Annotated in this window: 22 protein-coding genes; 8 read left to right on the forward strand and 14 right to left on the reverse strand. The window is 70.0% G+C overall.

The features are described 5' to 3' along the window. The first annotated feature begins 36 nt into the window (after positions 1-36). Positions 37-1,398, forward strand: a complete 1,362-nt coding sequence (locus FKO37_RS11680; protein WP_037365796.1) for an MFS transporter — start codon at positions 37-39, stop codon at positions 1,396-1,398. 120 nt (positions 1,399-1,518) lie between these two features. Here FKO37_RS11680 and FKO37_RS11685 read toward each other — a convergent pair whose 3' ends face one another. From FKO37_RS11685 to FKO37_RS11700, 4 genes are all read right to left on the reverse strand, one after another. Further along, positions 1,519-2,916, reverse strand: coding sequence for an ABC transporter substrate-binding protein (locus FKO37_RS11685; RefSeq protein ID WP_037365829.1), 1,398 nt, complete (start codon positions 2,914-2,916; stop codon positions 1,519-1,521). A 35-nt stretch (positions 2,917-2,951) separates the two neighbouring features. Next, on the reverse strand, positions 2,952-3,842 hold the full coding sequence (locus FKO37_RS11690; RefSeq protein ID WP_037365799.1) for a carbohydrate ABC transporter permease: 891 nt from the start codon (positions 3,840-3,842) through the stop codon (positions 2,952-2,954). Beyond that, the gene (locus tag FKO37_RS11695; RefSeq protein WP_235079427.1) at positions 3,839-4,687 is read right to left on the reverse strand and encodes a carbohydrate ABC transporter permease; all 849 of its coding nucleotides are present in this window, start codon (positions 4,685-4,687) and stop codon (positions 3,839-3,841) included. Before FKO37_RS11695 ends, FKO37_RS11690 begins: the two co-directional genes overlap by 4 nt. Positions 4,688-4,930: 243 nt before the next feature. After that, positions 4,931-6,139 (reverse strand): Ig-like domain-containing protein, encoded by a 1,209-nt coding sequence (locus tag FKO37_RS11700; RefSeq protein WP_051166278.1) that lies wholly within the window; start codon positions 6,137-6,139, stop codon positions 4,931-4,933. A 544-nt stretch (positions 6,140-6,683) separates the two neighbouring features. On the opposite strand from FKO37_RS11700, the gene FKO37_RS11705 reads away from it, so the two are divergent. Continuing rightward, positions 6,684-7,784: a prolipoprotein diacylglyceryl transferase gene (locus FKO37_RS11705; RefSeq protein WP_051166279.1), complete on the forward strand. Its 1,101-nt coding sequence runs from the start codon at positions 6,684-6,686 to the stop codon at positions 7,782-7,784. A 13-nt stretch (positions 7,785-7,797) separates the two neighbouring features. Here the strand turns inward: FKO37_RS11705 and ctaD are convergent, their stop codons facing one another. After that, the gene (gene ctaD / locus FKO37_RS11710; protein WP_101437985.1) at positions 7,798-9,561 is read right to left on the reverse strand and encodes a cytochrome c oxidase subunit I; all 1,764 of its coding nucleotides are present in this window, start codon (positions 9,559-9,561) and stop codon (positions 7,798-7,800) included. Between the two features lie 249 nt (positions 9,562-9,810). Continuing rightward, positions 9,811-10,674 carry a class I SAM-dependent methyltransferase gene (locus tag FKO37_RS11715; RefSeq protein ID WP_037359710.1) on the reverse strand — a complete coding sequence of 288 codons (864 nt, stop codon included), beginning with the start codon at positions 10,672-10,674 and terminating at the stop codon, positions 9,811-9,813. A 310-nt stretch (positions 10,675-10,984) separates the two neighbouring features. Here FKO37_RS11715 and FKO37_RS11720 point away from each other — a divergent pair, with 310 nt between their 5' ends. After that, positions 10,985-11,188 carry a heavy-metal-associated domain-containing protein gene (locus tag FKO37_RS11720; RefSeq protein WP_037359712.1) on the forward strand — a complete coding sequence of 68 codons (204 nt, stop codon included), beginning with the start codon at positions 10,985-10,987 and terminating at the stop codon, positions 11,186-11,188. 194 nt (positions 11,189-11,382) lie between these two features. Here FKO37_RS11720 and FKO37_RS11725 read toward each other — a convergent pair whose 3' ends face one another. The 5 genes from FKO37_RS11725 to FKO37_RS11745 all read right to left on the reverse strand — a co-directional run bounded on the left by FKO37_RS11725 (position 11,383) and on the right by FKO37_RS11745 (position 14,132). Then, positions 11,383-12,072, reverse strand: a complete 690-nt coding sequence (locus FKO37_RS11725; RefSeq protein ID WP_101437986.1) for a hypothetical protein — start codon at positions 12,070-12,072, stop codon at positions 11,383-11,385. Positions 12,073-12,086: 14 nt separating this feature from the next. Then, the gene (locus FKO37_RS11730) at positions 12,087-12,866 is read right to left on the reverse strand and encodes a cytochrome c biogenesis CcdA family protein (protein ID WP_037359713.1); all 780 of its coding nucleotides are present in this window, start codon (positions 12,864-12,866) and stop codon (positions 12,087-12,089) included. After that, a complete protein-coding gene (locus tag FKO37_RS11735; RefSeq protein ID WP_101437987.1) occupies positions 12,863-13,477 on the reverse strand; it encodes a TlpA disulfide reductase family protein in 615 nt (204 codons plus the stop codon). The genes FKO37_RS11730 and FKO37_RS11735 overlap by 4 nt, the downstream gene beginning before the upstream one ends. Positions 13,478-13,525: 48 nt before the next feature. Next, positions 13,526-13,849, reverse strand: a complete 324-nt coding sequence (locus FKO37_RS11740) for a DUF1707 domain-containing protein (protein WP_037359719.1) — start codon at positions 13,847-13,849, stop codon at positions 13,526-13,528. 106 nt (positions 13,850-13,955) lie between these two features. Then, entirely contained in the window at positions 13,956-14,132 is a 177-nt protein-coding gene (locus FKO37_RS11745) for a hypothetical protein (protein ID WP_167442019.1), read from the reverse strand. A 120-nt stretch (positions 14,133-14,252) separates the two neighbouring features. Here FKO37_RS11745 and FKO37_RS11750 point away from each other — a divergent pair, with 120 nt between their 5' ends. Further along, entirely contained in the window at positions 14,253-14,693 is a 441-nt protein-coding gene (locus tag FKO37_RS11750) for a DUF2752 domain-containing protein (protein ID WP_158242501.1), read from the forward strand. On the opposite strand, the gene FKO37_RS11755 is transcribed toward FKO37_RS11750, so the two are convergent. Together FKO37_RS11755 and FKO37_RS11760 are read right to left on the reverse strand one after the other, a co-directional pair. Continuing rightward, entirely contained in the window at positions 14,686-15,645 is a 960-nt protein-coding gene (locus tag FKO37_RS11755) for a M56 family metallopeptidase (protein ID WP_037359724.1), read from the reverse strand. The two genes, FKO37_RS11750 and FKO37_RS11755, sit on opposite strands and share 8 nt — an antisense overlap. Further along, complete coding sequence (locus FKO37_RS11760; protein WP_081655048.1) at positions 15,642-16,013, reverse strand: BlaI/MecI/CopY family transcriptional regulator; 372 nt, start codon at positions 16,011-16,013, stop codon at positions 15,642-15,644. The genes FKO37_RS11755 and FKO37_RS11760 overlap by 4 nt, the downstream gene beginning before the upstream one ends. Positions 16,014-16,223: 210 nt before the next feature. Between FKO37_RS11760 and FKO37_RS11765 the strand changes: the two genes are divergently transcribed. From FKO37_RS11765 to FKO37_RS11780, 4 genes are read left to right on the forward strand one after another with little or no spacing between them, the layout of a single operon-like run. After that, positions 16,224-17,108, forward strand: coding sequence for a cytochrome c biogenesis CcdA family protein (locus FKO37_RS11765; RefSeq protein WP_037359733.1), 885 nt, complete (start codon positions 16,224-16,226; stop codon positions 17,106-17,108). Next, positions 17,092-17,724: a peroxiredoxin gene (locus tag FKO37_RS11770; protein ID WP_051165921.1), complete on the forward strand. Its 633-nt coding sequence runs from the start codon at positions 17,092-17,094 to the stop codon at positions 17,722-17,724. Before FKO37_RS11765 ends, FKO37_RS11770 begins: the two co-directional genes overlap by 17 nt. Further along, the gene (locus tag FKO37_RS11775; RefSeq protein WP_037359736.1) at positions 17,721-17,990 is read left to right on the forward strand and encodes a glutaredoxin; all 270 of its coding nucleotides are present in this window, start codon (positions 17,721-17,723) and stop codon (positions 17,988-17,990) included. Before FKO37_RS11770 ends, FKO37_RS11775 begins: the two co-directional genes overlap by 4 nt. Then, on the forward strand, positions 17,987-19,903 hold the full coding sequence (locus FKO37_RS11780; protein WP_081655050.1) for a copper resistance CopC/CopD family protein: 1,917 nt from the start codon (positions 17,987-17,989) through the stop codon (positions 19,901-19,903). The genes FKO37_RS11775 and FKO37_RS11780 overlap by 4 nt, the downstream gene beginning before the upstream one ends. Here the strand turns inward: FKO37_RS11780 and FKO37_RS11785 are convergent. Further along, positions 19,891-20,484 carry a TetR/AcrR family transcriptional regulator gene (locus FKO37_RS11785; protein WP_037359738.1) on the reverse strand — a complete coding sequence of 198 codons (594 nt, stop codon included), beginning with the start codon at positions 20,482-20,484 and terminating at the stop codon, positions 19,891-19,893. The two genes, FKO37_RS11780 and FKO37_RS11785, sit on opposite strands and share 13 nt — an antisense overlap. Between the last annotated feature and the right edge of the window lie 86 nt (positions 20,485-20,570).

The following is a 20,570-nucleotide window of genomic DNA, read 5'->3' on the forward strand; positions in this document are numbered from 1 at the left end:
GAGGCAGTCCTCGTCGGGTAGTAGGAGTGTGCCGCTGTGTTGTCGTTGTTCGGCCGCCGGGACTATCGGCACCTGTTCGGGGCGCAGCTGGTGGCGTTGTTCGGGACCGGGTTGACCACGGTCGCGCTCGGGCTGCTGGCATATCAACTGGCGGGTGCGGACGCGGGCGCGGTGCTGGGCACCGCGCTGGCGATCAAGATGGTCGCTTACGTGACGGTGGCTCCGGTCGCGGGCGCGTATGCGGACCGGGTCCCGCGGCGGGTGCTGCTGGTCTGCCTGGATCTGGTGCGGGCCCTGGTGGTGCTGGCGCTGCCGTTCGTCGACCAGGTGTGGCAGATCTACGTGCTGATCGTCGTGCTGCAGTCGGCGTCGGCCGCGTTCACTCCGACGTTCCAGGCCGTGCTGCCGGACATCCTGCCCGACGAACGCGATTACACGCGGGCGTTGTCGGCATCGCAGCTGGCCTCGACGATGGAGAGCCTGCTGTCTCCGATGCTGGCCGCGGCCCTGCTGAGCGCGGTGTCGTTCCATTGGCTGTTCACCGGCACGTCGGCGGGGTTCCTGGCGTCCGCTGCTCTGGTCGTGACCACGCGGATCCCGGACGCGGCTCGCAGCGGGCGCGGCGGCGTGTGGGAGCGGACCCTGGCCGGGATGCGGATCTACGCCGCGACGCCGCGGCTGCGGGGCGTGCTCGGGCTGAATCTGGTCGTGGCGGCGGTCGGGGCGATCGTGATGGTCAACACCGTCAACTACGTCCAGGGCGAACTCGGCCGATCGCAGGCCGACGTCGCCTGGCTGCTGGCCGGCAACGGCGTCGGCACGATGGCGGTCGCGCTGCTGGTGCCGAAGTTGCTCCGCCGGGCCGGTGAGCGCGCTGTCATGTTCGCCGGCGCCGCGGGGCTTCTCGCCGCGGTCGCCGGCGCGGTCGCGCTGTCCACGGCGGACGCCGGCGGCTGGCGCTGGCCGGTCGCATTGGTCGTGTGGGCGGTCGTCGGCGCGGGGACCGGGCTGGTCCTGACACCGGCGGGCCGGGTGCTGCGGCGGTCGAGCGCACCGGTTGACCGCCCGGCTGTCTTCGCCGCGCAGTTCTCGCTGTCGCACGCGTGCTGGCTGCTCGCCTACCCGATCGCGGGATGGCTGGCCACCGGCGCGGGGTTCACCGCGGCCTGGATCGTGCTCGCTGCTCTCGCCGCGGTGGGCGCGGTGGCCGCGGCCCGCGTGTGGCCGCGGCGAGATCCTGCGCTGGTCGAGCACACGCACGACGCGAGTACTGACCCCGAGCACCTCGCCGATGCGGTCGAGGGCGAGGACGGGCTGTGGCGGCACCGCCACGCGTTCGTCATCGACGGCCGGCACCGCCGCTGGCCGGTCTCGGCCGGTCGGCCGGATCAGGAGTGAGCGGCGGGACGCGCCGGTGACGGCCGAGGTCGATCATCAGCGCGCCGAGCCGGGCACCCGGCTCGGCGCCCACGGGACCGAAGCCGAGCAGCAGGGACGCGCCGCGGGCCGGGGGAGGGGTCAGCCGCCGAGCTTGGCGTTGTAGTCGGCGATCTGCTTGGCTGCCTTGTTCTCGGCGTCGGTGAGGGCTTGTTTGGCGTCCTGGCCTTGGAGCACCGCGGCCTGGAGGGCTTGTTCGACGTCTTTGCGGATGTCCGGCATCACGCCGACCGAGCAGCCCTGGGTGGCGGGGGTCAGCTTGGTGGCCTCAAGCTGTCGGATCGCTGTCGCGAACTGCGGTTTCTGGGCGACCCACTGCTGGTCGGCCGGTTCCCGCAGGGCGGCTTTGCTGATGGGGAAGTAGCCGGTCGAGGTGTGCCAGGCGACCTGGGTTTGCTTCCCGGCGAGGAACTTCACCAGTTCCCAGGACGCGCGCTCGCGGGCGGCGTCGCCGGAGTTGATCGTCCACAGGGAGGCTCCGCCGATGATGGGGCCGCCGGTGTCGGTGGCGTTGACCTTCGGGAAGAAGCCGGTGGACACGGTGAACGGGTTCTTCGCGGCGGCGGCGCCCTTGGTGAACTGGCCGAGCGAGCCGGTGGACTCCAGTCCGATCGCGACGGTGCCGGAGCTGAACGCGTTGTCCCCGTTGTCGGTGTTGCTGTCCAGTTTCATGGCCAGGCCCTCGTTGACCATCTGCTGCCACCACCGCAGCAGCTTGATGGTGGTGCCGGTGGCCAGGGTCGCCTTGCCGGCGCGGCCGGTGCGGCCGTTCTCGGAGTCGCAGACGGTCTGGTTCGCGATCGCGTTCCATTGCTCGACGAACCAGCCGTAGAGGGTCGCGCCGAAGCCGTATCGCACGGTTTCGCCCGAGGTGGCCTTGATCTTGCGCGCGTCCGCGGTGATCTCGTCGAGTGTCGCGGGCGGCTTGCCGGGGTCGAGGCCGGCTTTCGCGAAGGCCTCCCGGTTGAGGTAGAGCAGCGGCATGGAGGTGTTGAACGGCATCGAGTACAGCTTGTTGTCGACGGTGTAGTAGCCGGCGATGTTCGGCTGGATGTCGGACACGTCGTAGTGGTCGACGTCGATGAACGACTGCATCGGCACGATCGTCTTCGAGTCGATCATGTAGCGGGTGCCGATGTCGTACATCTGCATCAGGTCCGGCCGCTGCTGCGGGGAGGAGTTCTTGTACGCGGCCAGCGCGGTGTCGTACTGGCCCTTGTAGTTCAGGTTGACCTTGATCGTGCCGGCGTGCTGCTGGTTGAACTGGTCGACGAGCTTGCGCAACGTCTCGCCGTTGGTGCCGCTCATCGCGTGCCAGAAGTTGACGGTCACCTCGCCCTTGCCGTTCAGCGCGTCCGCGCCGGGCGCGGTGACCGAGCCGGGCGGGGGGCCGGCGTTGGTCGCCGACGAGCAGCCGGCCACAGCGGTGGCGAGGGCGAGCACGAAGGCCGCGATACCGCGGCGGTTCCGGTTCGGCACGGTGTTTTCCTTTCGTCGGACGGTGGGTGCGGTGGTCATTTCACGGCTCCGGCCAGGAAGCCGCGGACGAGCCAGCGTTGCCCGAAGATCACCAGGAGCAGGGTGGGCACGAGGGTGATGGTGACCCCGGCGAGCACGAGGGCCTGCTGGGTGCCGTTGCCGTTGGCCTTCAGCGCGAACACCGCGGTCTGCAAGGTGTTCATCGAGTTGTTCGACGACGAGATGATCAGCGGCCAGAAGTACATGTTCCAGCCCTGCAGGAACGACCACACGGCGAGCGCGGTCAGCGACGGGCGGACCGAGGGCAGCACGATCGTGAACAGGAACCGCAGGTGCCCGCAGCCGTCGATGCGCGCGGCGTCCGACAGTTCGGCGGGGAACTGCCGAAACGACTGGCGCATCAGGAAGACGCCGAACCCGTTGGCCAGGAAAGGCAGCACCAGGCTCCACTGGCTGTTCTCGATGCCCATGCTGCGGATGAACAGCGCATTGGGCACGACGATCGCTTCGTAGGGCACCATGATGGTGACCATGAACAGCCAGAAGATCGGCTGCCGCAACGGCATCCGGACGAACACCAGCGCGTAGGCGGCCAGGCACGAGGTCACCAGGTGCGCCGCCATGATCACCACTCCGACGAACAACGAGTTGAAGAAGGCGGGCAGCAGCGGAACGACGGTCTCCCGCCAGGCCGCGACGTAGTTGTCGAACCCGTAGCTGCCGCTGAACAGCCCTGGCGGCCGACGCACGAGCTGGCCTTCCGGCAGGAACCCGCCCACCACGGTGAGCAGCACCGGGAACAGCAGCACGACCATGGCCACGAGCAGCCACGCGTAGGTCAGTGCGCTGACCGGGCGCCCGGGCCGGTTGAGCGAACGGCGCCGCCGGGGCGACGTCTTCGCGGGGCGTTCGAGTGCCTGGCTCACCGGTAATGCACCCGCCTTTCCACGACGCCGAACTGGATCGCGGCGAGCACGATGCCGACCACCAGCAGGACGAGGCCCTGCGCGCTGGCGAGGCCGTAGTTGTTGTTCCCGTTCTCGAAGGCGTTGTGGTAGATCGAGAAGACCAGGGTGCTGGTGCTGCCGTTGGGGCCGCCGTCGGTCATGACCTGCACCTGGCCGAGCGCCTGCAGCGAAGTGAGCGTGGTGGTGACCACCACGAAGAACACGCTGGGCGAGATCATCGGCAGGACCACGCTGAAGAAGCTGCGCAGCCCGGTGGCGCCGTCCAGCCGGGCGGCCTCGAGGACGTCTTCGTCGACGCCGGCCAGCCCCGCGCCGAGGACGAGCAGGTTGAATCCGCTCGCGACCCAGACTGTCGCCCACGCGACGGTGAGCAGCGCCCACGGCGATTCGGTGGTCCAGCCCGGCGCGTCCATCCCGAGCAGTTCGAGCAGCCAGTTCACCGGCGACATCGACGGGTCCAGCATGAGCAGCCACACCACGCTCGCCGCCGACGCGGAGTAGGCGAACGGGAGGGTGAACAGCGTCCGGAACACGCGCATGCCGGGCAGCCGCTGGGCCAGCGGCACCGCGAGCGCCATCGGGAGCACGACCCCGGCCGCGACGACGAAGAGCGTGAAGAACAGGGTGTGGAGCAGGACGGTGCCGAATTCCGGGGTGAACAGCTGCGCGAAGTTCTGCCCGCCCACCGACCGCGAAGGGTTTCCGTTGATGTCGGTGCCTCGCGTGGAAAGGAAGAGCGCCTGCACCAAAGGGAAAAAGACAAAAGTGCCCAAACCGGCCAAAGCTGGAATGCAGAACACCATGCCCAGCAGTATTTCCCGCGGCCGATGACGCTTCCGGTTTCGCGGCCGCGGTGCGGAATCGCCGGCGTTTCCGGACCGGGCGGTCGTGCTGGGCACGGTCCGGAAGCCTGGCCTGGCTCGCTGAACGTCGTCGGTCTCGGCCATGCCGGGAATCTTGCCACTGCCGGGCCGGAGAATGACATTGTTGTAATCGGATCGAGCAGGTGCGCGCGTCAGAGCCTCTTGCGGAGAGCCCGCGTTCGTTCAGTGCAGGGCGCTGCCGGCTTGCCATTGCGGCCAGGACGCGGCCCAGTCGCCGTAGGTGTCCCAAATAGGCAGTGCCGAGCCGCCGGAGTTGGTGATCTCGACGACGTCGCCGAGTCCGAAGCGGTCGTAGAACCACTGGGCGTCGGCCGGGGCGAGGTTCACGCAGCCGTGCGACACGTTGCTGTTTCCTTGCTGTCCGACTGACCACGGTGCGGAGTGGACGAACTCGCCGTCGTTGGAGATCCGCTCGTCGAGGGCGACTTGCTCCCGGTAGTAGCCGGGCTGTCCTTTGCAGACGCCGTAGGTGCAGGAATCCATGATGATGCTGGGCTGCTTGTCAGAGACGACGTGCGTGCCCTCGTGCGTCGGGAAGCCCGGCGAGCCGAGGCTCATCGGCATCGTGTTGACCAGCTGTCCGTTGTGGAAGATCTGCAGCTTCTCCGTCTTGCCGTCGGCCTTGGCGATCCAGGAGTCGTGGATCTTCAGCGTCTCGGCGCGATCGGTCTGCCCGTACACCCCGTTGCCGAGGTTCACGCCGTACACCTTGGCGGTCACGGTGACGGTGCTGCCCGGCTGCCAGTAGTTCTGCGGCCGGTAGTGGACTTCCCGCTTGGACAGCCAGTACCAGCCGCCCGGTTGGGGCGGGTTCGCGTTGACTTGCAACGCTTTCTCGGCGGCGGCCCGGTCAGCGACGTCCTGGTCGAACTTCACCACCAAGGGCTGGCCGACGCCGACGTCCGAGACGTTCGGGGCCGGGATGAACGACGGGAACGCCTGGACCCTGGGCTGAAGGGTGCGCACCGAGCCGGTCTGCTCCAGCGGTGTGCCGCCGGGGGTCGTCGCATCGGCCTTCACCTGGTAGGAAGCGCCGTAGGCGAGCGGTTCGGACGCGGTCCAGGTTCGCTTGTCCGGGGTCGTGCGGCCGGACACCTGCTTGCCGGTCGCGGTATTGGTCACCGTGACGCTCGTCAGCGCCGCGTCGGCCGCGCGCACGACGACCGGAGTGGCCGGGCTCACCGGATCTGTGCTGGCCGGCTCGATGGCGATCGACGCCGCTTTGGCCGGCGCGGCCGACGTGCTCGCGGGTGCGGATTGCCGGTCCGGCGCGGAGGTGCAGGCCGCCGCGCCGAGAGCCACCACGGCCAGGAGTGCCGCAATGCGGTGCCGCCGGGCCGTGTACCGCTGCTGTGCAGTGACTCGTGCCACGACTGCTCCCTCGTTCCGAAACCAACCCGGTTTTCGCTACGAAGAAAGATAGTAGTACGGCCTCGGGTGCGCGGTGCCATGGGCTGATGTACTAATTGCAATAGTAGGCAGGTCGAGTCCGGGCGTGCCCGAACGGCAGGGGCCGGGTGTTCCGAGCCGCGGCACGGGAGGTCGGATCTGTCGCGCCGCCTCCGATCGCGCCAATCGCCGACCCGGCGGCTGCCGACGAGTCGCGGTCGCGGGGGCGTCCGATTTTCTGGCGCCTGCTGGCCGACGGTGTGTCGCAGGCTCCGCCAAGCCGCGACTTAACACTAAGTAAAGTAGTACTATCACACATAGTTGATAGCGCGGCAGGGAGCGTGACGTGGGAAAGAAGGCACACAGGAGCGCGGTCGGCGCGGAAACCGGAAGTGCTTCTGCGACGCGGAAGCCGGCCGGAGCCGCGGCCGGCGGCCCGGCCTCGGCAGGGAAGCAGCAGGCGCACGGCGGTGTCCCTCCTGCCCTCGCCGGTCGGCCAAGGCCGCCGTCGAACGTCCGCGCGCCGGTGCCCGCGAGTGCCGCGGCCGAGGAGGAGCTGCAGGTCGAGCAAAACCGAAGGGAATCCCTGGGGTGTCTTGACCGCGTCACGGCCGATACCGGACCACAAGTCGTAGCGGCGACGTACTGGTTCGACGCCGCGCCGGCCGGGGAGCCTTACTCGGTCGACATCCGCTTCACCGGGGTGCGCGACGACGTGCGCGGCAAGCGCACCGCACAGGACCGGTTCGACGTCGTCGAGCGCGTGGCCGGCGTCTTGCCCGGCAGCGGCCGGATCGGGGTCACGTCGCGGGTCGAGGGGCTGAACCCGGGCGCGTGGCGGGTCACCGCCGGGCCGGCGGCGCGGGGCGGCTCGTCCGGCGTGCGGCTGCCGCGGCGGACCAGTGCGGCGAACAGCCGGTTCGGGGTGCTGGCGCAGGGACCGAAGGTCAGCCTGCTCTCCTGGCCGGTGCTCGTCGGGCTCGGCGCCGTGCTGGCGCTTGTCCTGCAGTCGGTGCTGTCCGCGCGCTGGGGGATGAACTTCGGTGTCGTGCTGGCGGTTTCCGCGATCGGCTGCCTGCTCGGTTTCGTCGGCGGCAAGGTCTGGTACCTCGTGCTGCACCGCAAACATCCGCGGGAGCTGCTCGCCTCGGGCGCGTGCATTCAAGGCTTCCTGCTCGTCGCGCTCGGCGTGGTGGTGGGCGGATCGCTGCTGGCGGGGTATCCCGTCGGGACGGTGCTGGACGCCACGGCTCCGGGGATCTTCCTGGGCATGGCGGTGGGCAGGCCCGGGTGTTTCCTCACCGGGTGCTGTGCGGGCAGGCCGACGACGTCGCGGTGGGGCCTGGTCTCGTCCGACCGCCGCCTGATCGTTCGCCGGTTCCCCGTCCAGCTGGTCGAAGCGGCCGCCGCGCTGGTGATCGGCGTGGTGTCGCTGGTGCTCGTTCTCGCTGCGCAGCCGTCGGTGCACGGCGCGATCTTCGCGGGCGCGCTCGCTGCCTACACCTTCGCCCGGCAGCTGCTGTTCCCGTTGCGCAGCGACCCGCACACCGCCACGGGCCGAGCGGTGACGATGGCAGTGTGCGGGCTGGTCTTGATCGGTGCGGTGGCGGCGCAGGTGCTCGCTTAGCGCGCCGCCCCGTTCAACGCTGCTGGCTGGTGTTGTCCTGGTCGTCCCCGGAGGCGACGAGCTTCTGCGACGGGGCCGCGACGTGCTTGGCCTTGCCGAAGAAGCCGATCTCGCCTTCCGCGTGGAGGCGTTCGACCATGTGCGGGTAGTGCAGCTCGAACGCGGGGCGCTCGGAGCGGATGCGGGGCAGTTCGGTGAAGTTGTGCCGCGGCGGCGGGCAGGACGTGGCCCACTCGAGCGAGTTGCCGTAGCCCCACGGGTCGTCGACCGTGACGATCTCGCCGTACCGGTAGCTCTTGAACACGTTCCAGATGAACGGCAGCGTGGACGCGCCGAGGATGTACGCGCCGATCGTGGAGATCGTGTTCAGCGTGGTGAACCCGTCGCTGGCCAGGTAGTCCGCGTAGCGCCGCGGCATGCCTTCCGCGCCCAGCCAGTGCTGGACCAGGAACGTGGTGTGGAAGCCGATGAACGTGGTCCAGAAGTGCCACTTCCCGAGCTTCTCGTCCATCATCCGGCCGGTGATCTTCGGGAACCAGAAGTAGATCCCGGCGAAGGTCGCGAACACGATCGTGCCGTAGAGGACGTAGTGGAAGTGCGCCACCACGAAGTAGCTGTCCGACACCTGGAAATCCAGTGCCGGGGCGGCCAGCAGAACTCCCGAAAGGCCGCCGAAAAGGAAGGTCACCATGAAGCCCATGCAAAAGATCATCGGCGTCTCGAACGTCAGCTGGCCTTTCCACATCGTGCCGATCCAGTTGAAGAACTTCACGCCGGTCGGGACCGCGATGAGGAACGTCATGAAGGAAAAGAAGGGGAGGAGCACGGCTCCGGTGGCGTACATGTGGTGCGCCCACACCGCCACCGACAGGGCGGCGATGGACAGCGTCGCGAAGACGAGCCCCTTGTAGCCGAAGACCGGCTTGCGGCTGAACACGGGAATGATCTCGGAGACGATCCCGAAGAACGGCAGCGCGAGGATATAGACCTCCGGGTGGCCGAAGAACCAGAACAGGTGCTGCCACAGGATCACCCCGCCGTTGGCCGCGTCGAACACGTGGGCGCCGAGCTGACGATCGGCGAGCAGGCCGAACAGGGCCGCGGTGAGGATGGGGAACGCGATCAGGATCAGGATGCTCGTGATCAGGATGTTCCAGGTGAAGATCGGCATCCGGTACATCGTCATGCCCGGCGCGCGCAGGCAGACCACCGTGGTGACCATGTTGACGCCGCCGAGAATCGTGCCAAGGCCGGAGATCAGGAGCCCGGTGATCCACAGGTCGGCGCCGGCTCCCGGCGAGTGGATGGCGTCCGACAGCGGGGTGTAGGCGAACCAGCCGAAGTCGGCCGCGCCTCCGGGGGTGACGAATCCCGACACGACCAGCAGGCTGCCGAACAGGTAGAGCCAGTACGACAGCGCGTTGAGCCGCGGGAACGCCACGTCCGGCGAACCGATCTGCAGCGGCAGGATGAAGTTCGCGAACCCGAACACGCTGGGCGTCGCGTACAGCAGCAGCATGATCGTGCCGTGCATGGTGAACATCTGGTTGTACTGCTCCTGCGACAGGAACTGCTGCCCGGGCTGGGCCAGCTCCGTGCGCATCAGCATCGCCAGCGCGCCGCCGATCATGAAGAAGCCGAACGAGGTGACCAGGTACATCACCCCGATCTGCTTGTGATCCGTCGTCCGGAACAACCGCAGGAGGAGCGACCCGCTGGCCGGCGGAGGGGAGGCCGGCGACGGCCGGATCGCGGCCGGGCTGGGGGTGACGACCATGGACGACTCCGTTCGGCTTGTCCGCGCCGCGCAAGGAACCTCGGCACTGTCTACTATCGCAGATAGTACATTCGCGGCCGATCGGTGCACTCGGAGGTTGTCTCGCACGGCGCGACAAGGTCGGCGACGGGGCGCCGTCGCTGTACTCCGCAAAACGGTGTCGTGAACTTTCGTGCGGCGGACCGCGGTCAGGAGTGCCGGGAAGCAGGTGGACCGCGGCGGCACGGGGTTTGCGCGGGAAGTGTGCTGTCAGTTCGGGTCGGGCGCTCGCCGTGCGGCGACGAGATAGCCGGTGCCGAGCCAGCCGCGGCGGCTCCGGCTCGCGGTGGTCTCCGGATGGCTGCGCCACCGCCGGGTCCATCGCCGGGCGACCTTGTCGAACGGCGGCACCAAGGCGGTGAGGTCGTAGAACACGACGTCCTCGGGGCGCAGTCGCGCGGTGCGCAAGGCCACGCTGAGCCGGCGGGAGGTCAAGGCGCGGATTCCGGATCTGCGCACGCCGTGGCGCCGCTCGGGCCGGATGCCCAGCAGTCGCTCGACTCGGCCCAGCAGGCGTAGTGCCGGCCAGTAGAGGAACCATTCGAAGGCGCGATAAGGGCTCAGCGGGTTGAGCATCGTCACCACGACCAGCCCGCCGGGCCGGGCCACCCGGGCGATCTCGTCCAGCGCGCGGCGCACGTCGACGTACTCGAGGACCCCGGTCGCGAGGACAACGTCGAAGCTCCCGTCCGGGAACGGCAGATCTTCGATGCGTGCCACCGAGAGGCGCAGATCGCGGCGTTGCCCGGTCTGCCGGCCGACGGCATCGATCATGGCCGGGGACCGGTCGCAGGCGGTGATCCGGAAGTCGCCCGGCCGCGCGTCGAGCAGGTGACGGACCAGCATGCCCGGCCCGCAGCCGACATCCAGGAGATCGCCGCCGCGGCATTGTCCGAGCACCTCGTCGACGACATGGAGACGCGAGCGGAAGTACCGGGCAGGCGGGCCCCACCCATCGTGCGAGGCGGCATATCCGGACACCAAGGCGGTATCGGCATAGTGTGCCCCGACGCGATCGTCGCGTGCGTCGTGCCTGGGTTGCCTGGCCTGGCCGCTGGTGCCGCCGAGTGCCATCCTTGCCTCCGTGGTCCGGTTGTCTGGTCGCGAGTGGCCACTACGACGGTTAAGACTATTTGGGATAGTAGATCGTTACAGCGATATCGCTGAATGCCGGGAATGCGCGGATATTCCTTGGTGTCCGCCGGTCGCGGCCGGGCGTCAGCGGAGGCTGGGCGGCAGCGTCGGCTCGATCGTCGACGGTGTCGTGCGTTTCGATTTTGGCTGTCGCGCGGAGATCCTGACGTGTGTACCCTACGGGGGTAATGTAATGCGGTGCGGCGGAACGGTCCGCCGCACCGCATCGGCCAAAGGGAAGGATCCAAGGATGGCGACCACTGTCTTCACGGTGAAGGGCATGACGTGCTCGGGTTGCTCGGCAAAGGTGACGTCTGCGGTTCAGGGCGTCGAGGGCGTGTCGGAGGTCGCCACCGACGTCTCCAGCGGAGAGCTGACCGTGGTGAGCGACGGGCCTGTCGACGCTGCCGTGGTGCGGTCCGCGGTGGCTGAGGCGGGATACGAAGTGGCCTGAGCCGTGGCAACAGGTTCAGGCGGCCGGGTGCGCGTGCGGCAGGGGAGACCCGTGACGGCGTCAGGTTCGAGCCGGATGCGGCAGGCGCTCGCCTCGGACGCTGTCCGCGCTGTGCTGGTCTGCCTGCTGGGCTGTGCGGTGCGCGCACTCAGGAGCAACGTCGAGGGCTCGGCCGCGCGATGCGGTCGCGCGGCTCACTCGCCCGACGGGAAGTCGTAGCGCGACGGCACGTTTTCGCCGGGGCGCGGGCTGCCGTAGAGCACGGCGACCTCGTCGTGGGCGGTGAAGGTGACGGCGGCGGGGTTTCCGTTCTGCTGCTTGCCGTTGACGAACACGCGCACCGTTTTGCCGTTGCCGGCGCGGAGGCCGCCGATGTTGTCCGCGGACAGGCTGAGGTCCCATTCGCTGAACAGTTCGCCGAGGCTGAACCGGCGGGCGACCGGTGATTCGATGTGCACGACGCCGCTGGGGTCGTGCGTGTGCAGCGGGCTGATGCTGGCCCGGTTCTGGTCGATGCCCAGCATCGCCGGCACTTGTGCCGGCCGGCCGTCGACGAGAACGTCGAGATGGGCGTGGATGTGCTCGACGGCGCCTTCTTCGGTGAGCATCGGCAGGCCCGCCGCGCGCGCCGCGGCGGTCGCGTCGGCGGGGGCCGGCCACGGCGGCGAGGTGGCGCGGCCCGCCGCGGTGGTGGCCGGCGGATGGTTCAAGCTGGCAGCCGCCGTGTCGCCCTGGCCGGTTTTGGCCGTGTTCGTCACCGTGACGATGACGACGACCAGCAGTGCGACGACGAGCAGGATGCCGCCGATCAACAAGGGTGTGCTGCGCCCTTGGCCTTTTCGCGCTTGCGTCACGGAATTGCGGGCGGACTTCTTGGCGGTCACGGGTGCTCCTGTGGTCAGAGGGGAACGGAGAATCCGGCGATCGGGCCGCGCAGCCAGGCGATGATCTCGCCCCAGAGGCCGGTGACCAGTGCGATGCCGACGAGGAGGAGAAGCGCGCCGCCGGCCTGCTGGACGCGGCGGATGTGGCGGCGCACCCACGCGGTCGCGTGGACTGCCCAGCGGGCGCCGAGCGCGAGCAGGACGAACGGCAGGCCGAGCCCGACGCAGTAGGCGGTGATCAGCAGCAGGCCGCGGCCGGTGGTCGGCCCGGCTTCGGTTCCGCTGGCGAGCGCGATGACGCCGGCCAGCGTCGGGCCGAGGCACGGCGTCCAGCCCAGGCCGTACACCGCGCCCAGCAGCGGGGCGCCCCAGATTCCGTCGCGCGGCTTGTGCCGGAGCTTCATCCCGCGCTGCAGCGGCGGGAACAGCCCGAGGAAGACCAGGCCCATGGCGATGGTGACGACGCCGCCGAGCCGTTGCAGCATCTCCTCGTTGGCCAGCAACGCATCCGACACTCCGAGCACCGCCATGGTGGTCGCGGCGAACACGACGGTGAACCCCAGGACGAACAGCAGTGCCGCGCCGGCGACCCGCCACCGCCCGGTGGCGGGCGGCAAGTTCCCGTCCGGCCCGGCCGGCGATGGTTCGGTGCCGACGAGGCCGGCGAGATAGCCGAGATACCCGGGCACCAGCGGCAAGCAGCACGGCGACGCGAAGGACACCGCACCGGCGGCCAGGGCGAGGAGCGAGGCCAGGAACAGCGGGCCGGAGACGGCCAGGTCGGTGAGGTTCACGCGCCCGGACCTCCGGACGCGGGTTCGGCGGCCAGCCGCTGGACGACGGGCCGGAGATCGGTGTCCAGCAGAGAAGTGAGGAAGACCGCGGCGACGCGGTGGCGGCGATCGAGCACGATGGTGGACGGCACGACGTTGCGCGGGTATCCCTTCAGCGCCAGCAGCGACCGGCCCGGCGGGTCGTAGATCGACGGGTAGGCGACGTGCCGGTCGCGGACGAAGTCCTGTGGCGCGGTGCGCGGCTCGTCGCGTACGTCGATGCCGAGGAACTGGACGCCGGATGCTTCGGTCTCGTTGTAGACCTGTTGCAGGTGCGGCATTTCCGCACGGCACGGCCCGCACCAGGAGCCCCAGATGTTCAGGACGACCACGTTGCCCGGATATCCGGAGACGCGGAGCTGTTTTCCCGGATCGGCCAGATCGTCCCCGGCCAGTTCCGGGCTGGTGCCGCGGGTCTGCGGCGGGTCGTAGAAGATCGAGGTCCGGCCGCCGGGGGAGACGAACTCGAACGTGCCGCCCCGCGCCACCGCGTCCTTGCCGGCGCTGCACGCGGTGAGCAGCGCCAGTCCGGCGACGGCAAGCGCATGCTTGCGACTGCGCGTTGCGCGCATCGACCCACCTCCTACGTATCTACTCCGTAGGTTAGTAGGTGAGGCGGGTCACGGATGCATCGGGCCCATGTTGCCCATCATCGACCCCATGAGGACGACTGCGAGCACGCCTAACGCGATGAGAACGACAATGGCGACGAGTGCGACGATCAGGACGGTGTTCGGCTTGCGCGCGGTCGAACGAGGCGGCGACGGGCGGGGCAGGTCGCTGGTCAGTGCGGCCAGTTCGCCGGCTGTCTTCGCCTCGTGCGCGCGGGCGGCGCGTTCGGAGAACTCGTCCATGGAGAGGCGGCCCGCGGCGACCTGATGGCTCAGGCGTTCCACGGTCTCCTCTCGGTCTGCGTCAGACGCGCGGATTTTCGGGTCCGCCATTTGTCACGTCCTATCCGGTGATTGCGGCGCAGATGCGGCCGTATGCAGGAAAAGTAGGTCGCGGTGACGGAGCACACGGCAAACAATGCTGCGAGCCAGACCGGCATCAGCGGCCGGTGTGGGCGCGTTCGGCTTTGAGCTGGTCGATTTCCGCTCGCAGCTGCTCGACCTGGTGCGTGCCGTCGTCGCGGTCCTTGTGCTGGCCGCGCGACATCATCCACATCATGAAGCCCATCCCGACCGGGCAAGCCAGTGCTGCGATGCCCAGGAACAGTGACTGCATGAGAACCTCCAGGGCTCGGATCTACGTACTTCGATAGTAGACGATGGTGCGGCCGGGTGCACACCCGTCGATTACGGTGGAATGACAACGGTTTCACGCCTGTCGTGCCATAGTCGGCGGATGGCTACCCGAGTCGAGTGGAGCGTCCGCGACTCGCATCGCCCATGGACGCTCTGCGCTGTCGTGGCGAGTGCCGCGGCGGTCGGCTTGCGCGTAGCGGGGCTTCCGCCAGTCGACGTCCACGGCCCGTTGCACTACCTCGGCGTCATGGACCCGTTGTGCGGCGGGACGCGGGCGGCGTTTCTTCTGCTGTCCGGCGATGCTGCCGGGGCCGCGCGGTACAACCCGATTGTGTTCCCGCTCGCGGCGATCGCGGCCGGTCTGCTGGTTCGCGCGGGAATCGGGGTCGCCTGCCGGCGGTGGCTGGAGATCCGGCTGCCGGCCGGCTGGCGACGAGCGCTGCTGGCCGCGCTCGCGGTGGCGGTCGCGCTTCTGTGGATTCGCCAGCAGGCCGAGGCTGATTTGCTCACGCGCGCTTGGGCGGGCGCAGGGGTCAGCTGAACGACAAGTCGCACACGCCGAGGCCGCTGGCCGCCAGCAGTCCGGTCAGGACGGGACCCGCGGCGGCGGCGAGCGTGACGAGCGTGAGCACGAGGCGGGACTGCCACTGCGCGCGCGGTGCCGCGGGGAGGGTGAGGCGTTCGGCCCGGGCCAGTACGTTCGCGCCGGTGGCGCCCAAGACTCCGGTGGGGAGCGGAGGCTGGCCGGTGAGGGCCAGCAGGCCGTCCAGGAGCGCGTCCGGCCCGTGCCTGCGCACGGCCGCGTCGTCGGCGCACATCTCCAGCGTCCGGGCGACTTCGGCGGCGCCGATCGTGAACAGAGCGGCCCACGGCAGGATCGCCGCCAGGCCGCGGGTGAACGCGAGGATCTGGTGGTGCCGTCCGTCCAGGTGGGCGTGCTCGTGGGCCAGGACGGCGGCGAGGTTCTGCCGGTCGAGGACGTCGAGCGCCGAGCTGGTGACGACGATGGTGCCCGGGCGGCCGGCGACGCAGTAGGCGGCCCGCTCGGTGGCGTCCAGGACGACCGCGTCCACGCCCTCGACCCGGTGGCCGACGATGCGAGCGGCGGAGGCGTGCTCGTGCGTGCGGGCGCGCGCCGTGTGCAGGGCGCGTCCGAGACGGCAGGCCAGCGCGACGAGAGCGGCCGCGGCCGCCGTGGCCAGTGCGATGAGCCCGGCCTGCAGGAATATGCCGTAGCGGCCGGTGGCCACTGCCTGTACGGCGGCGAAACACGTGCTGGCCAGCTGGGCGGGGCGTCCCCAGTCGCCGACGGCCTCGACGGCGAGCGACGCGGCGGCGGCCGCCCACGAGCCCACCACGCTGACCATGACCACCAGCCATGCCAGCACGCTGACCCGGGGAGCGGTTCCGCGGCGGGTCAGCCTGCGCAGGGGGCGGGGCACGAGCACCGCGACGGTGAAGCTGTAGAGCAGGAGGCAGGCGGCGACGCTCATCGGGTGCCTCGCGTCCGCTTCAGCCGCCGCAGCACCTGGCCCAGTTCGGTCGACTCCTGGTCGGTGAGCTGTTCGACCAGGTGTGTGAGCACGGCACCGGGGTCGCCTCCCGCGTCGAGTGCGTCCCGCATCAACCGGGCGCTGTACTCGTCCCGGCTCAAGGTGGCCCAGTAGACGAACGCCTTTCCCCGCCGTTCGCGGGACAGCCAGCCTTTGCCGTGCAGATTGTCCATTGTGGACATAACGGTGGTGTAGGCGATTTCCCGCTCGTGCAGCAGATCCTCGAAGACGGCGCGGACCGTCATCGTTCCGCCGCGGCGCCAGACGCGGTCCATGATCACCGCTTCCAGATCCCCGAATCCGCGCACCCGGCCTCCTCCGCCTTCGTCTCCGGCAATGCCAGGTACTCAGGCTGCGAGGTCTGGTCCCGCCCAGGCACATGACCTGGGCGGCTGCACCCGCAGCGCGCTTGAAGTTCCTGGCATTGGTCTCTCCAGGGTAGCGGGGGCCGCTGCGCGGACCTCACGCCAGCTACGTACTATCTCCGTACGTAGATCGTAGGAGACCGGGAGGCGGCCGTGGGCGAGGTGCTGTTCGGCTCGACGCTGCTCGCGTCGTTCCTCGGCGGCGTAGTAGCGCTGCTCGCGCCCTGCTGCGTGTCGGTCATGCTGCCCGCCTACCTGGCGACCGGGTTCCGGCACCGGGGCGGAGTGGTCCCCGCGACCCTGGTGTTCGGCGCGGGCGTCGCGACGGTCATCCTGCCGATCGGGCTGGGCGCGACGTTCCTGAGCAGCCTGTTGCTCACCCGGCACGTCTGGATCTTCTCGATCGGCGGCGCGCTGATGATCGCCGGCGGGCTCGCGACGCTGGCGGGCTGGAAGCCGCGGCTGCCGATGCCTGGCGGCCGCGCGGTGCGCGAAGGCAGCTTCGGCTCGGCGTACGTGCTCGGTGCCTTCTCCGGTGCGGCCAGCGCCTGCTGCGCGCCGGTGCTGGCCGGGGTGGCGGTGCTGTCCGGCGCGGCCGCGTCGTTCCCGGCGGCGCTGGCGATCGGCGCGTCCTACGTCGCGGGCATGGTGGTGCCGCTGGCGGTCGTGGCGTTGCTGTGGGACAAGCGCCGGGAACACGCGACGCGGCTGCTCACCGACCGCAAGGTGCGCCTGCGGCGTCGAGAGATCGCGCTCGGCACGCTGGTCAGCGGGGCGTTGATGATGCTCATGGGCGTCCTCGCGGCGGTCCTCGCGTTCACCGGGCCGGGCATGAGCGGCGGGTGGCAGGTCGAACTGTCCGCCTGGCTGCAGCACCTGAGCAGCGTCGCGGCCGGCCGGCTGTCCTGGCTTCCCGGATGGGGCCTCGCGGCGCTGCTCGCACTCGGCTTCGCGCTGCTCGTCCGCCGGGTCCTGCGAACGAGATCCGCCGACCGTACTCGACCTTCCGAGGAGAATTCCCGTGAGCAGCAGCGTTAAGACCCGGCGGGCGACGATCATCAGCGTGGCGGCGGCCGCGGTGGTCGCAGTCGTCGTGTTGTTCGTCGTCTACCAGAACTCGCAGAGCAGCAGTTCCGACGCCATCGGCGGCTCCGGGTACCAGCACGTTTCAGGTGCGCCCGGAGCCGGGACGGCGGCACCCGCGTTCACCCTCGCGTCCGACCGCGGCGCCCGGATCAGCCTGGCGGACTTCCGCGGCAAAACCGTGCTGCTGTACTTCCAGGAAGGGCTGTCCTGCCAGCCGTGCTGGGACCAGATCAAAGACCTCGAACAGAACCAGGCCGCGCTCAAGGCGGCGGGCGTCGACAGCGTCGTTTCCATCACCACCGACCCGGCGGAACTCATCGGGCGGAAGGCCTCCGACGAGAAGCTGGCCACTCCGGTGCTGTCCGATCCGGACCTGCGGGTGTCGCGGGCGTACAACGCCAACAAGTACGGCATGATGGGCGAAATGCGCGACGGCCACAGCTTCGTGCTGGTCGGCCCGGACGGCACGATCCGCTGGCGCGCGGACTACGGCGGCGCGCCGGACTACACGATGTTCCTGCCGACCGGGAAAATGCTCACCGACCTGAAGGCGGAGCGCGCCTCGTGACCGACCGGTTCGACATCACCCTGCTGACCCAGGACGACTGCGCCTTCTGCACCGTTGCCCGAGAGGTGCTCGACCGGGTCGGCCGGGAATTCCCGTTGCAGGTCAAAGAGATCCCTCTCGCGACCGACGAAGGCCGCGCACTTGCCACAACGGCGGGCGTCCTGTTCGCGCCGGGAGTCTTGATCGACGGGGAAGCTTTCTCCTACGGTCGGCTGTCGGAGCGGAAACTGCGGCGTGCGCTGGAAAAGCGCCGGATGGACGCATGACCGCCGCTCGCTCCGCACGGCGCGCGGCCGCGCGGGCAGCGGTGCTGCTGGTGCTCTCGTTCGGCACGTTGCTCGCTGCCGTGACCCCGGCCAGCGCGCATCCGACACTGCTGTTCACCGATCCGGCCCCGGACACCGCCGTGCCCACGGCGCCGACTCTGCTCACCTTGGCGTTCAACGAACCCGTGACCGTCGGCCAGCGGGCCGTCACCCTCCTCGACGGCGCAGGCCGGGAGGTCCCGCTCGGTGCGCCGACGCTCGCGCGCGGCGGGCAGAACGTCAGCGCGCGCCCGGCCGGGCCCCTCGCGCCCGGTGCTTACAGCGTGCGCTGGCGGGTCACCGGCTCCGACGGCGACCAGGTCGAGGAGGAATTCCGATTCGCGATCGGCACCGCGGTCACCGGGTCGGGGACGAGCGGCGGCAGCTCGATCTCCTGGCTCGAAGCCGCGCTTCGCTGGTTGCTGTTCGCCGGAGTGGCCGTCGCGCTCGGCGGACTCGTCGGCGAACGATTCGCCGCATCGGCGCGCGCGGAGAATCCGGCGTTGCGCGCGCCGAGGTCTCAGCTGGCGCCCGGGACGCTCGTCGCGCTCGCCGGGGCTGCCGGACTTGTGGCGGTATTGCTCGCCGGAGCCGGGGCGGAGGCGTGGCGCAGCCGGATCGGGCTGTTGCTGCTCGTGGAATCGGCCGGGCTGGTCCTCGCGCTCGTGCTCGGAACTGTCGCGAGTGGACGGTTCCGCCGGGCGAGCGCGCTGCCGCTGCTGGCCGTGGTGGTCGCCGACGGCCTCCGGTCGCACGCGAACCAGGCGATCCCCGGCTGGGGTGCGGCGCTGACCGCCGTGCACTTGGCCGCGGTCGCGGTCTGGGCCGGCACGTTGGTGTACGTGGTGCGGACGGCGTTCGCGTGGCGTACGCGGCGGCCTGCGGTCCGATGGGTGCTGGCCGGATACTTGCGGCTCGCGGGATGGGTGTTCGCCGCGGTGGTCGCGACGGGCGCGCTGAGCGCCGTGGTCCTGATTCCGCTGTCGGACCTCTTCGACACTGCCTACGGCCGGGTCCTGCTGGTCAAGCTCGGTCTCGTCGCGGTCGCCGCCGGAGCCGCGCTGGCCGGCCGGTCCGCGGCGCGCGGGAACCGGCTCGGCGGCGTACGCGCGGTGGCCCGGGTCGAGGCTGTCGTGCTGATCGGCGTGCTCGCGGCGAGCGCGGTCCTGGTCTCCACTCCGCCCGCCGGGTCCCAGCAGTCCGGCCCTCCGCCGGCGAGCGGCCTGGTCGTGCCGCTCGGTGCCCTGGCCGGGCAGATCGGGGTGAGCGCCGCGGCCAGCGACGGCCAGCTCGTCGTGCGCCTGAGCACGCCGCGACGCGGCGACTACTACAGTCCTCAAGCGGCGCAGGACTTCTCGCTCTCCGGCCGGCTCAGCGCCGGCGACTCCGATCTGTCCTTCCGCGGCTGCGGGGAAGGCTGCTTCGTGTCCACTGTGGACTGGAGAGCCGAGGACAACGTCCTGACGCTGAATGCCGGCGCGGCCGGATGGCACGGCGGCGTGGTCAGCCTGATCGTGCCCTGGCCCGCCCGTCCCGGGAACGGCGACCTTTCCCGCGCGGTCGAGAAGCTGCGGTCGGCGGAGAAACTGACGGTCTACGAATCCGTCACGAGCGACACGTCCGCGGCCGCCCCGCCGCCGCAGCGGCTGGACCTGACCGGGTCGTTCTTCGCCGCGCAGGAGCCCTACGCCTCCGGGGTCGCGCCGCTCGCCGCCCGGATCTCCCCGGACGGCCGCCCGGTGCGGCTGGCGCTCGGCTATCCGGCGGCCTCCACCGACGTGGTCCTCGCTCTCGACGGGCAGGGCCGGATCAGCGAGGAAACGCTGTCCGACGACACCCATCTGATCCACCGGCGGTTCGTCTATCCCGGCTGACGCAGCCCGGCGAGGGTGACGGCGACCAGCCGCTCCGCCGCGGCCTTCGACGGCAGGCCGCCGGCGGCGGTGAGCGCGTGGAGGCAGTACGTCGCCAGCTCCGCGGGGTCGACATCGCCGCGGACGTCGCCCGCTGCCGCCGCGTCGGCGAGCAGCTCCCGGAACAGCTCGTGCAGATGCTGCTGGGCGCGGGCGACGTGCTCGTCGGGGTGCAGCAGCGCCGCGAGCTCGGCGCCGTAGGGCTCGTCGTGGTGGTGCTGCACCCGCTCCTGGTGGATGAGGGCGTACGCGAGCAGCACTCGCTCCAGGCGGACCTCCGGCTCCGCCGGTTCGTCCCGGATCGCGACCAGGCGCGCGAAGTGCGCGTCGATCTGCCGCTCGTGCCAGGCGGACAGGATGGCTCCGACGTGGGGGAAGTACTTGTACAGGGTCGCCCGGCCGATGCCCGCCTTCTCGGCGATCTGCGACATCGTCACCGACGCGGCACCGTGCGCGGCGACCAGCGCGGCCGCGGTGTTCAGCGCCGCGTCCCGGACCGCCTGCCGGTGCGCCTCGATCGTGTCGTTCCACAGCTTGGGCACCCCGCGAGAATACACAATGCCAAGGACGAGGCAGAGTGCATTGACAGAGACACTGTGTATCGATAAAACTGGCGGTCTCCTCGAGA

This window comes from Amycolatopsis sp. Poz14, from assembly GCF_006704225.1.
Taxonomy (GTDB): domain Bacteria; phylum Actinomycetota; class Actinomycetes; order Mycobacteriales; family Pseudonocardiaceae; genus Amycolatopsis; species Amycolatopsis nivea.

Excerpts from the sequence above, each read along its gene's own strand:
- FKO37_RS11695 (WP_235079427.1), bottom strand. The coding sequence starts at position 4,687 with ATGGTGTTCTGCATTCCAGCTTTGGCCGGTTTGGGCACTTTTGTCTTT.
- ctaD (WP_101437985.1), bottom strand. The coding sequence starts at position 9,561 with ATGGTCGTCACCCCCAGCCCGGCCGCGATCCGGCCGTCGCCGGCCTCC.
- FKO37_RS11715 (WP_037359710.1), bottom strand. The coding sequence starts at position 10,674 with ATGGCACTCGGCGGCACCAGCGGCCAGGCCAGGCAACCCAGGCACGAC.
- FKO37_RS11720 (WP_037359712.1), top strand. The coding sequence starts at position 10,985 with ATGGCGACCACTGTCTTCACGGTGAAGGGCATGACGTGCTCGGGTTGC.
- FKO37_RS11735 (WP_101437987.1), bottom strand. The coding sequence starts at position 13,477 with ATGCGCGCAACGCGCAGTCGCAAGCATGCGCTTGCCGTCGCCGGACTG.
- FKO37_RS11740 (WP_037359719.1), bottom strand. The coding sequence starts at position 13,849 with ATGGCGGACCCGAAAATCCGCGCGTCTGACGCAGACCGAGAGGAGACC.
- FKO37_RS11745 (WP_167442019.1), bottom strand. The coding sequence starts at position 14,132 with ATGCAGTCACTGTTCCTGGGCATCGCAGCACTGGCTTGCCCGGTCGGG.
- FKO37_RS11750 (WP_158242501.1), top strand. The coding sequence starts at position 14,253 with ATGGCTACCCGAGTCGAGTGGAGCGTCCGCGACTCGCATCGCCCATGG.
- FKO37_RS11755 (WP_037359724.1), bottom strand. The coding sequence starts at position 15,645 with ATGAGCGTCGCCGCCTGCCTCCTGCTCTACAGCTTCACCGTCGCGGTG.
- FKO37_RS11780 (WP_081655050.1), top strand. The coding sequence starts at position 17,987 with ATGACCGCCGCTCGCTCCGCACGGCGCGCGGCCGCGCGGGCAGCGGTG.